The organism is Streptomyces sp. NPDC053755 (assembly GCF_040677675.1).
Classification (GTDB): Bacteria; Actinomycetota; Actinomycetes; order Streptomycetales; family Streptomycetaceae; genus Streptomyces.
Genome location: NZ_JBFASK010000055.1, coordinates 17,397 through 28,849, shown reverse-complemented (window position 1 = coordinate 28,849; position 11,453 = coordinate 17,397). Strand labels below are relative to the sequence as shown.

Here is an 11,453-nt window from a genome sequence, read left to right as displayed (position 1 = left end):
AAATTCAAACCCCGCGTCCCACTGGGGGGGGGGTGTGCCCGTGGGGGGGGCGGCGGGGGGCTCGGGGCCCCCCCGGGTGGGGGGGGGGGGGGGCGACGCGCCGGTGGGCGCGTCCCGGGCGGAGGTCAGGGGAAGGAGACGACGGTCGACGGCACGGTCGAGGTGCCGGCGGGGATCGTGGAGGCACCCGTGTCGTTGATCACGTGGTTGTAGTGGCCCATACCGCCGAGGGACACCACCAGCAGGCTGTGGAACCTCACCCCCGGCTTGACCGGCGCCTTGAAGCCGTGATCCTGCACGATCGTCGGATCCACGTTGTAGTTGCAGTAACTTCCCAGGCCCCACGCCTCATGCGTGTTCACCGAGTCGTCCACGCGGTAGGCGGCGTACCCCTTCGTGGTGCCGTTCTGGATCGCCGCCTGGTTGGGAGCGTCGTACGCCTTCTCGTTCTGGTAGAAGATCGTGCGCCCGCGCTCGCCGTACCACTCCACGTCGTACTTGTTGAAGTGCTCCACGAACAGACCCGTGGCGAGCACGTCGTCACCGTTGACCCGCACGCCGTAGTCCGCGCGGTTGGTCTCCCAGCCCCAGCCCTCGCCGTGATCGGCACGCCACACCCAGGTGTGGTCCACGATCGCGTCGTCACTGTTGACGACCATACTGGTGGTGGCCTTGCCCGCACCCGCACCACCGATGCGGATGTACACGTCCTGCACCGTCGTCGGATTCGCGGCGTGATCGGCGCCCGCGCCCTGCGGACCGATCTCGAGCAGCGTCGGCGAGTTCACCGGACCGGCGTCGATCAGGAAGCCCGCCAGCCGCACCCCGTCCACATCGGCGACCCGCATCGCGGTCACACCGTTGTCCGGAATGATCGTGGCAAGACCCAGACCCAGCACGATCGTGTTCGCGCGGTTGACGTTGATGGTCTGGTCGACGTGGTAGACACCCGGCGTGAACAGCAGGTGCAGACCCTGTGCCAGCGCCTGGTTGATGGTGGCCGCGGACGCCCCCGGCTTGACGACGTAGAACTGACTCAGCGCGATCGACTCGCCCTGCGGCACGCCGCCCGCCCAGCTGGTCCCGCGGGCATTGACCCGCTTGGCCGGCGCGAACACCTTGTACTCGTTGCCGTCCAGGTAGAGGTACGGCTTCTCACGCGAGATCGGCGTCGTCTCCAGCGTGGTGTAACGCGGCTCGGGGAACGAGGTCGCCGGGGCGCCCTGGACGCCGGAGAAGGTCTGGTTCCACACGCTGTTGGACCAGCCACCGATCGCGCTGTCCCGCGTATACCACTGCTGCTGCGAGTAGTTGCCGATCTGGCCGTCGACCTTCGAGTCCGCGATGTAGCCGCCGCTGGCCCAGCCGTAGCCGTTCGGCGCCAGGTTCAGCCCGCCCTTGACGTGCATACGACGGAACGACGACGCCTGCGAGACGGCCCACCGGTTCGTGCCGTTGACCGGGTTCAGCGTCAGACCCTCGGCACCGCGCCAGAAGTTCTGCGTGGCGTTGCCGTTGAACCAGCCCGCGTCCACGGTCACATCACCGTTGATCGTCGTGTCGCCCGGCCGCAGCCCGAGCCCCGCGATCTGCGTGTAGAAACCGATCTGCGCGTTCAGATTGTTGTACGTCCCCGGCTTGAACAGGAACGCGTGCCGCCCCGAACCGAACTGAGCCGACTCCTGCTGCTGGAAGACCTGGTCCAGCTTGCTCTGGATACCCGGCGTGGACGGGTCGAAGACGTGCACGTTGGGGCCGAGGTCACCGCCGCCCGGCAGCTGCGGACCGCCGCCACCGCCGTCACCGGGGGTGCCGTACACCTGGAACTCCCACAGCGAGAAGCCGTATCCCGTGGCCCGCGTCAGTCCGTTCATCCGGACGTACCTGCCGGACCCGGAGAGGGTGAGGTCGTCGGTGCCGCCGTCGCCCGCCGTGACGCTGGTGACGGTGCGCCAGTCGGTGCCGTTGTCGGAGGCCTGGATCTGGTAGCTCTTGCCGTACGCGGCCTCCCAGGTCAGGACGGCGCGGCTGAGCGTGGCGCTCTGCCCGAGGTCGATCTGGATCCACTGGGAGTCCTGCCACTGGCTGGCCCAGCGGGTCCCGGTGAGGTTGCCGTCGACGGCGGCGCCCGGCCCGAAGGCGGCCCCTTCGCTCGACGAGGCGGTGGTGGTCCTGCCCTGGGAGAGCAGGGTGGGGGCGGCCTGGGCCGTGGTGGCCGGGGTGACGGCGAGCAGGGCGCCGGCCAGTGACGAGACGAGTGCGCCGACGGTGGCCCGTCTGACGGTTGACGCGGGGCGCCGGTAGGCCGGCGGGGGCCCGACGGTAGGCATGGGGGCTCCTCGGTATACAGAACGGAAACGTGGGAGAGCGCTCTCCGAAACCATGCCCGCCGTGCGCGCGAGCGGTCAAGGAGTAGGACATGGCTTTTCTTTTGGCTTTCATTAAGGGTCGACCCACCTTCGCGGCCTCCCTCTGCGGAGCTGTGGACGGAGCGGGTCGGGACGGCGCACGCCCAGCGCCCGGGGCGTAGAGGAGGCGCACGTGGTCGTGCGGCGGTGGATCAGGGGTCTGACCTGGGCCGCACGCCTCGCCGGCCGGCCTGCCCCGTTAAGGTTCAGGAGTGGGGAATCGAGAGCCGACACTGGAGGACGTCGCACGTGAGGCGGGGGTGTCGCGGGCGACGGTGTCGCGCGTCGTCAACGGCGTGCGCAACGTGGCGCCCGAGATCCAGCAGAGCGTGCGGAACGCGATCGCGCGTATCGGTTACACGCCCAACCAGGCCGCCCGGTCCCTGGTGACACGCCGCACCGGCACGGTCGGTCTCGTCTTCTCCGCGACGGGCAGGGCGTTCGCCGCCCGGGTCTTCTCGGACCCCTTCTTCGGGCGGGTGGTCGACGGCGTGCTTCCGGCGCTGCGCAAGAGCGGCATCCAGCCGGTGCTGCTGGTGGCCGAGTCGGAGCAGGCCCGGTCCCAGCTGGTGGAGTACCTGCGGCAAGGCGGCGCCGACGGCGCCCTGGTCGTCTCGCTCGACGAGAACGACCCGCTTCCGGCGATGCTGGTGGCGGCGGGTCTGCCGACGGTGCTCTTCGGCCGCCCCCGTGACGCGGTGCGATGCGGCTACGTCGACCTCGACAACGAGGCGGGCGCCCGGCTGGCCGCCGAACACCTCTGGGCCACGGGACGGCGGCGGCCTGCCACGATCGCGGCGCCCGCCTCGGCCCCGACCGCCCGCGCGCGGCTCGACGGGTTCCGGCAGGCGTTCGCCGCCCACGGGGTGACCTCCGTGCCCGTCGTGCGGGGACGGTTCACGGTGGACAGCGGCAGGCAGGCGATGGCCCGGCTGCTGGAGGAGAACCCGGGCATCGACGCGGTGTTCGCCGCCAACGACCTGATGGCGCAGGGGGCGTGCCAGTACCTGCGTGAGCGGGGGGTGGCCGTCCCGGACCGGGTGGCCGTGGTCGGCTTCGACGACTCCCAGGCGGCGCGCAGGAGCCGCCCGGCGCTGACCACCGTCCGCCAGCCGGTGGAGCGGATGGCGGCCGCGATGGCCGGGCTTCTGGCCGGGCAGCTCGACGGCAGTGGACCCGAACCCTCCTCGAAGGTGTTCGAGCCGGTGCTCGTGGTGCGCGACTCCGCCTGACCCGCACCTCGGCCGGCACGTGCCCGGCCCACCGGCCTTATCGGCGGCCGGCCCGGGGCGCGGGGTGCGGCGAGGCGCGCGAGCGGGGCGGAAGGCCCGACGACGGCCCCCGCCCCACAGGTGCGCCGACCGGTCAGCGGCTCCCGGCGCGGTGGGCGCGGATGATGTCCGCGTACCGCTGCCCGCTCGTCTTCACGGTCCGCTTCTGCGTCGCGTAGTCGACGTGGACGAGGCCGAAGCGCTTGTCGTAGCCATAGGCCCACTCGAAGTTGTCCAGCAGCGACCAGGCGTAGTACCCGGCGAGCGGCGCCCCCTTGCGCAGCGCGCCGGCGCAGGCGGCCAGGTGCTGCTCGAGGTAGCGGGTCCGGTCGGGGTCGTGGACCGCCCCGTCGGGGCCGACGGTGTCGGGGAAGGCCGAGCCGTTCTCCGTGACGTACAGCTTCCGCACCCCGTACTCCTCGGTGAGGCGCAGCAGGAAGGTCTCCAGGCCGTCGGCGTCGATCTGCCAGTCCATGCCGGTGCGGGGCACGTCCGGGAGACGCACCTCCCGGGCGTGGGGGAAGGCGCCCTCGGGGTCGTCGGCGACGGTGACCGGGAAGTAGTAGTTGAGGCCGTGCCAGTCGATCGGGGCCGCGATCGTCTCGGCGTCCCCGGGCCGCTCCGGCAGCTCGACCCCGTACAGCTCGCGCATGTCGGCGGGGAAGCCGCGGCCGTAGACGGGGTCCAGCCACCAGCGGTTGGTGTGGCCGTCCATGCGGAGGGCGGCGGCGATGTCCTCGGGCCGGGTGGACGCGGCCTCGACCGTGGAGTGGTTGGTGACCAGGCCGACCTGGGCCCCGGGGGCGGCGGCGCGGATGGCCCGGGTGGCGAGGCCGTGCCCGAGCAGGAGGTGGTAGGAAGCGCGGACGGCGGCCGTGATGTCGGTCAGACCGGGGGCCATGCGGCCCTCCAGGTGGCCGATCCACCCGGAGCAGAGCGGCTCGTTGAGGGTGGCCCACTGGGTGACCCGGTCCCCCAGGCGTTCGGCGACGACGGAGGCGTACGCGGCGAGGTGCTCGGCGGTGGCCCGCTCGGTCCAGCCGCCGTGGCTGTCCTGGACCCGGTCCTGGAGGGCCTGGGGCAGGTCCCAGTGGTAGAGGGTGACGGAGGGCGTGATGCCGGCGTCGAGGAGTCCGTCGACGAGCCGGTCGTAGAAGTCGAGACCGGCGGCGTTGACGGGGCCGTCACCGCCCGGGACGACGCGCGGCCAGGCGATGGAGAGCCGGTAGGCGTCGGCTCCCAGCCCCTTCATCAGCGCGATGTCCTCGGGCCAGCGGTGGTAGTGGTCGCAGGCGGTGTCGCCGTGGTCGCCGTTGTCGATCGCTCCGGGCACGCGGCTGAAGGTGTCCCAGATGGAGGGAGCGCGGCCGTCCTCGTCGACGGCGCCCTCGATCTGGTACGCGGAGGTCGCCGTCCCCCAGGAGAAGTCCGGGGGGAACGCCTCCAGATCGAGCGGGCGGGAGCCGGTGGATTCGGACACAGGGAACCTCTTCGTGATCGATGTGGGGAAGGACGTCACTTGACCGCACCCGCGGTGAGGCCGGTGACGAGGTAGCGCTGGAGCAGGAGGAACCCGACGACGACGGGGAGGCTCACCACGAGGGAGGCGGCCATCACCTGGTTCCAGTAGACGTCGTTCTGCGTGGCGTAGCCCTGGAGGCCGACGGCGAGGGTGCGGGTGGTGTCGTTGGTCATGACGGAGGCGAAGAGGACCTCGCCCCAGGCGGTCATGAAGGCGTAGACGGCGACGGCGATGATGCCGGGGACCGCCGCCGGGACGATGACCCGGAACAGCGCGCTGATCGGTCCGCAGCCGTCGACCTTGGCCGCCTCGTCGAGTTCCCGGGGGATCGAGTCGAAGTAGCCGGTCAGCATCCAGATGGAGAACGGCAGCGAGAAGGTCAGATAGGTGAGGATCAGTCCTTCGCGCGAGCCGAAGAGGGCGATGCCGGTGGCGTTGCCGATGTTGACGTAGATGAGGAAGAGCGGCAGCAGGAAGAGGATGCCGGGGAACATCTGCGTCGAGAGGACCGTCACCGTGAAGACCCGTTTGCCGCGGAAGGTGTAGCGGCTGACGGCGTACGCCGCGAAGATCGCGACGGTGACCGAGAAGACGGTGGCCGCGCCCGCCACGATCAGGGAGTTCACGAAGTAGTCGGCGAGCGGAACGGTGTCCCAGATGTCGACGTACGGGCGGAGGGTGAGGCCGGAGGGGATCCACTCGAACTTGCCCGAGACGTCCTCGAGCGGCTTGAGGGAGCTGGAGATCATCACGTACACCGGCAGCACGACGAAGCCGGTGAGCAGGGTGAGGAAGATCCGGCGGGTCCAGAGGAAGGAGCGGGGCGCCGCCATCGGGGAGCGGGGCGTGCTCATCGGGGGCCGGGGAGTCCCGTGCCCGCGGGCGTGCTCAGGCATCGGTGGCCTTCCTTCCCCGGGTGGTGACCAGGAGGTAGACGCCCGTGACGACGAGGAGGAAGAGCAGGAGCAGCACGGACATGGCCGAGCCGGTGCCGAAGTTCCACGTCTGGAAGGACGACTGGTAGATGTGGAGGGAGATCAGGTCCGCGGCTTCCGGTGCCGCCTTGCCGAAGAGCACGAACGGCGTGTTGAAGTCGTTGAACGTCCACAGGAACAGCACGAGGACGAGGACCTGGTTGACGGGCCGCAGGGACGGCAGGGTGATGTGGCGGATCTGCTTCCACACGCCGGCGCCGTCGAGGGCGGCGGCCTCGTACATGTCCCGTGGGATGTTCTGGAGTCCTGCCATGACGGTGAGGAAGGCGAAGGGCCAGCCCTTCCACACCGAGACGATGAGCAGGGCCCAGAAGCTGTTGTCGCCGATGAGCCAGAAGGCGGGGCTGTCCCCGATGCCGAGCTGGTCGTGCAGGACGTGGTTGATGAGGCCGTTGTCGCGCTGGAACATGAACGCCCAGGTGATGACGGCCGCGTAGACGGGCAGGGCGTACGGGACGAGGAAGAGGGTCCGCAGGAAGCCCCGGCCGCGGAAGTTCTCCTGGAGGAAGATCGCCGCGGCCGTCCCGAGCGCCCAGCACAGCGCCACGGACAGGACGGTGAACAGGCAGGTGGTCAGGAAGGACTTGAGCAACGCCTGGCCGAGGGGTGCGTCGAAGTCGACCGAGACGGCGAAGTTGTCGAGTCCGGACCACGGGGCCTCCGACCAGTTCCGGATGTAGAACTGGGTGAGCTCCTTGAAGCTCATGGTGATGCCCATGAGCATCGGCACGAGGTGGACGAGGAGTTCGAGGAGGAGGGCGGGCAGGAGCAGGAGGTACGGCAGTGCGGTGCGGCGACGCCCGGAGCGGCGTGGTGCGGGTGCCTCTCCGGGTGCTGCCTTGCGCACCGCCGGCTCACTCTCGAGAGTGGCGGTGGTTCTGGTCATGGGAGGGGCTGCCTACTTCTTGGGCATCTGCTGCTGGGCCTTGTCGAGCTTGGCGCGGACGGACTCGGTGGTGACGGCCCGGCCGGCGGCGGCGTCGGCGAACAGTTCCTTGACCGCGGTGCCGACGACGGTCTCGAACTGCGACTCCTCGGGGACCTGCGGAAGGGCGGCGGCGCTGGTGGCGAGCGTCTCGCGGATGACGGCGAGCGACGGGCCGGAGAACTCGGGGGCGTTCTGGGCGCTCTTGACCGGCGGGACGGAGCCGTAGGCCTTGTTGAGCATGGTCTGCTCTTCGTCGCTGGTCATGAACTTCACGAACTTCAGGGCGCCGTCGAGGTTCTTGGTGTTCTTGAAGACGGCCATGTTGATGCCGGCGACCATGGAGTTGGTCTGAGCGCCCTGGCCCGGCTTGCCGGACCGGACGGGGGCGGGGGCGACGCCCCACTCCTCCTCGGACATGCCCTGGGAGGCGAACGTCTGCGACGGGGTCTGCCACAGGACCATGCCGGTCCGGTCCTTGGCGAAGTCGCTGAGCGACTGGTTCTGGGCGTACTCGGCGTTGCCCGGAGCGACGATCTTCTGGGTGGCCATCAGGTCGACGTACTGCTTCACGGCGGCGACGGCCGCGTCGGAGGTGAAGTCCGCCTTGCCGTCAGGGGTGAAGAAGTCGGCTCCGTGCTGCTTGCCGAGCACGAAGACCTGGTGGATGTTGTTGGACAGGTTGGAGCCCTCGACGCCCACGCCCCACTTGCCGTCCTTGCTGATCTTCTTGCCGGTGGCGATCAGCTCGTCCCAGGTGGCCGGCGGCTTCTCTATGCCGGCGTCCTTGAACATCTTCTTGTTGTAGTAGAGCGCGTAGGCCATGGAGTAGAGCGGGACGGCGGCCGGGTCCTGGCCGGCCACGCCGGTGGAGCCGAGCGCGGAGTCGACGAAGCGGTCCTTGCCGCCGATGGCCTGGAAGTTCTTCGAGTCCCAGGGGAGCAGGGCGCCGGTGGACTGGAGGGAGGCGCTCCAGGTGTTGCCGATGTTGAGGACGTCGGGTCCCTGGCCGGAGGTGGTCGCCGTCAGGATCCGGTTGAGCAGGTCGGACCAGGGGATGACCTCGAGCTTGACCTTGATCCCGGTCTCCCGCTCGAACTGGTCGAGTTCGGGCTGGAGCACCTTCTTGTCGACCTCCAGGCTGGAGCCCTGGTTGGAGGCCCAGTAGGTCAGGGTCTTCGGCTGGGACTCGCTTCCCCCTCCCCCGCCACAGGCCGTGGCGGTGAGGACGAGGGACAGGGTGACGGCACCCGTGACTGCGGCTCTGATTCTGCGCATGGCTCCTGGGTCCCTTTCGGGGGTGACGGGAGGGCCGACACGGTGAGGGCGCCCGGGCCGCTCTCCGTCACATCGGCTTAATTTAGGATGTGAGTTAAACCCCATGAGAAGGTCGCGTCAAGGCCTGTCATGCAGGTATGTTGCACCGAAGGACTTCAGAGACGGGGACACAAGTGCACGCGAGAAGTGGCCGCACAGTGCGTGACCTGCGACGCGAGAACCGCACCGCGGTGCTGCGCAGGCTGTACTTCGACGGGCCGATGAGCCGCCTCATGCTCGGCCCCGCGACCGGACTGAGTTCGGGGTCGGTCAGCAACGTGGTCGCCGAGCTCGTCGCGGAGGGACTGGTCGAGGAGGCCGGCAGCGTCGACTCGGCCGGCGGACGGCCCCGCACCCTGCTGCGGATCTCCCCCGCCAGCGGCTGCATGATCGGCGTGGACATCGGCGAGACCCGGGTCAGGATCGAGCTCTTCGACCTCACCCTCACCGAACTCGCCCGCACCGAGCGGCCGCTGGCCAGCTCCGGACCGCGCACGGCGCGCTACGACGTGGACGTCATCGTCGGCCATCTGCGCGAAGGCATCGCGGAGGTGCTGCGGGCCGCGGACGTCCCGCCCGAGCGCCTCCTCGGCGTCGGCGTGGGCGTCCCCGGCATCGTCGCCCGCACCACCGAGGACGGCTCCGTGGTGCACGGGCAGACCATCGGCTGGCACGCCGTCCCCCTGGAGCGGCTCCTGCGGGCGTCCGTGGACCTGCCGACGGGAGTGCCGTACCGGATCGACAACGGCGCCAAGACCCTCGGTCAGGCGGAGATGTGGTTCGGGGCAGGACGGGGCGCGCGCAGCGCGGTGGTCGTGCTCTTCGGCTCGGGCGTCGGCGCCTGCGTGGTCTCGGACCCGCTCGGGTCCGGGCGCGCGGTGGAATGGGGACACCTGACCGTACGGGTGCGGGGGCGCCGCTGCCGCTGCGGCGCACAGGGCTGCCTGGAGGCGTACGCGGGAGCCGAGGCGCTGCTGGAGCGGTGGCGCGAGGCGGGCGGCGAACCCCCGGCCGGCGCCGACGAGGAGACCGCCCTGACGGCGATGCTCGCCGCCGCCTACCCTCCCGCCCCCGGAGCCGGGCCCGACACGACCGCGCTCGCCGTCCTCGAGGAGACCGCGGAGTACCTAGGGGCGGGCTTCTCCGACCTGATCAACCTCTTCCAGCCGGAGCGGATCCTCGTCGGCGGCTGGGCGGGTCTCCAGCTCGGCGCCCGCTTCCTGGAGACCGTGACGGCCTACGCGAGGCAGTACGCGCTGCGCTACCCGGCCAGCGGGACCGGGATCCACCTGGGCACCCTCGGACCCGAGGCCGTCACCGTCGGCGCCGCCCTGCTCCCCCTCGCCGACTTCTTCGCCCGCGGGGGCCGACGCCCCGAGAGCGCGCCCAGCACACCGGCCCCCGCCTGGCAGACGGCCCTCCAGGACCGGGTGTCGCCCTGACCGGTCGGTATCGTGAGACCTCAAGGTCCCCACGCGGGCACACCCGCGACATCCGTCGCGGCCGTCCCACGGTGTCGTGTCACCCCAGGCGGGTGTGAGGCGGGAGTCGACTGGGAAGTCAACGCCCGTCACAGGGACGGACGGTGTGCTGTGGAGGGGGACTCTTGAGCGGGTCACGTGCCGGCGGCGGTTCCATCGCCGCGACCGTGTGTGTCATCGGTGCCGGTCTTTCAGGACTGGCGACAGCGCGCGCGCTTGCGAACAAGGGCGTCGACTTCGTCTGTCTGGAGAAGGCGCCGGACGTCGGGGGGATCTGGCGCCAGCCCGGGGCCGGCGAGCGCGGACCGGCCTATCTGTCGCTGCACCTGAACAGCGCCAAGCAGCTCACGGGCTACGCCGAGTTCCCGATGCCCGACGACCTCCCCCTCTACCCCCGGCACAACGACGTCGCCGCCTATCTGCGGTCCTTCGCCGAGTGGGCCGGCCTGCTGCCGCGGATCGAACTGCGCACCGAGGTGCTCTCCGTGCGACAGGACGACGACGGTGCCTGGACGGTCACCAGCAGGGACGTGGCCGGAGAGGTGACAGATCGGCGCTTCCGCCACGTGGTCGTCGCGTCGGGCCACAACACCGAGGCCTCGATGCCCCGTTCGCTGCCCCCGGGCGCGGAGTCCTTTGCAGGAAGGATTCTGCACTCGATGGACTACCAGGCGGGGAAGGACTTCGCCGGGCAGCGCGTGGTGGTCGTCGGCCTGGGCGCGTCAGCGGTGGACATCGCCGCGGACCTCTCCCGGCACGCCGCGCAAACCGTCCTGTCCGTCCGGCGGGGGCTGCACATCGTGCCCAAGCAGCTCTTCGGCATGTCCGTGGACCTGATCGCGGACGCGCCGTGGTGGAACACCATGTCCTTCCCCGAGCAGCGCCGCTTCGTCGAGCAGGCGCTGTTCGTGGCGCGGGGCAGGCTGTCCGACTACGGCCTGCCCGAGCCCGACCACGCCGTCTTCTCCTCGGCCGTCACGATCTCGGACGAGATCCTCAGCCGCATCCGGCACGGCGCCGTGCTGCCGAAGCCGGCGATCGGGTCCCTGGACGGCGACCGGGTGCGCTTCACCGACGGCACCTCGGCCGAGGCGGACGCGATCGTCTACTGCACCGGCTTCCGCATGTCCTTCCCCTTCCTCCCCGACGGGTGCCCCGCGGACCCGCGGCGCGGGACGGTCGAGCTGTACCGCCGCGTGGTCGCCCCCGACCGGCCCGGGCTGCTCTTCGTCGGACTGATCCGCCCCGTGGGATCGATCACCCGGCTTGTGGAGGAACAGGCCCGCTGGGTGGCCCAGGTCGTCGGCGGGGACATCGGTCTGCCGTCCGCCGACGTCATGCGCCAGGAGATACGGACGTACCTCAAGGGCATCGAGGAGCGCTACGGCACGTCGGAGGGCGCGTCCATCCAGGTGGACGTCGGCCCGTACCTGCGGGATCTGCGGGAGCTGCAGGACGCCTGAGGCGTGTTCGGGTCCTTGGCGGAGGCCTGCCGGCCGGCGGCCTTCCCCTCCTGGCGGCCGGGCCCGCGCGA

8 protein-coding genes are annotated in these 11,453 nt (G+C 70.5%); 3 read left to right on the top strand and 5 right to left on the bottom strand.

Features of this window, described 5'->3' with window-relative positions; all coding sequences use genetic code 11:
* Positions 1–125: 125 nt before the first annotated feature.
* Entirely contained in the window at positions 126–2,330 is a 2,205-nt protein-coding gene (locus AB0K65_RS30785; RefSeq protein WP_365722317.1) for a discoidin domain-containing protein, read from the bottom strand.
* 290 nt (positions 2,331–2,620) lie between these two features.
* Between AB0K65_RS30785 and AB0K65_RS30780 the strand changes: the two genes are divergently transcribed.
* The gene (locus AB0K65_RS30780) at positions 2,621–3,640 is read left to right on the top strand and encodes a LacI family DNA-binding transcriptional regulator (RefSeq protein WP_365722315.1); all 1,020 of its coding nucleotides are present in this window, start codon (positions 2,621–2,623) and stop codon (positions 3,638–3,640) included.
* Positions 3,641–3,773: 133 nt separating this feature from the next.
* Here AB0K65_RS30780 and AB0K65_RS30775 read toward each other — a convergent pair whose 3' ends face one another.
* The 4 genes from AB0K65_RS30775 to AB0K65_RS30760 are packed head-to-tail and all read right to left on the bottom strand — an operon-like array spanning position 3,774 to position 8,399.
* Positions 3,774–5,159, bottom strand: a complete 1,386-nt coding sequence (locus AB0K65_RS30775) for a GH1 family beta-glucosidase (RefSeq protein WP_365722312.1) — start codon at positions 5,157–5,159, stop codon at positions 3,774–3,776.
* Positions 5,160–5,194: 35 nt separating this feature from the next.
* Positions 5,195–6,034, bottom strand: coding sequence for a carbohydrate ABC transporter permease (locus tag AB0K65_RS30770; RefSeq protein WP_365722319.1), 840 nt, complete (start codon positions 6,032–6,034; stop codon positions 5,195–5,197).
* 55 nt (positions 6,035–6,089) lie between these two features.
* Positions 6,090–7,082, bottom strand: coding sequence for a sugar ABC transporter permease (locus tag AB0K65_RS30765; RefSeq protein WP_365722310.1), 993 nt, complete (start codon positions 7,080–7,082; stop codon positions 6,090–6,092).
* Positions 7,083–7,094: 12 nt separating this feature from the next.
* Positions 7,095–8,399, bottom strand: coding sequence for an extracellular solute-binding protein (locus tag AB0K65_RS30760; RefSeq protein ID WP_365722308.1), 1,305 nt, complete (start codon positions 8,397–8,399; stop codon positions 7,095–7,097).
* Positions 8,400–8,572: 173 nt separating this feature from the next.
* Here AB0K65_RS30760 and AB0K65_RS30755 point away from each other — a divergent pair, with 173 nt between their 5' ends.
* Positions 8,573–9,880: an ROK family transcriptional regulator gene (locus tag AB0K65_RS30755; protein WP_365722306.1), complete on the top strand. Its 1,308-nt coding sequence runs from the start codon at positions 8,573–8,575 to the stop codon at positions 9,878–9,880.
* Positions 9,881–10,044: 164 nt separating this feature from the next.
* On the top strand, positions 10,045–11,382 hold the full coding sequence (locus AB0K65_RS30750; protein ID WP_365722304.1) for an NAD(P)-binding domain-containing protein: 1,338 nt from the start codon (positions 10,045–10,047) through the stop codon (positions 11,380–11,382).
* Positions 11,383–11,453 lie beyond the last annotated feature (71 nt).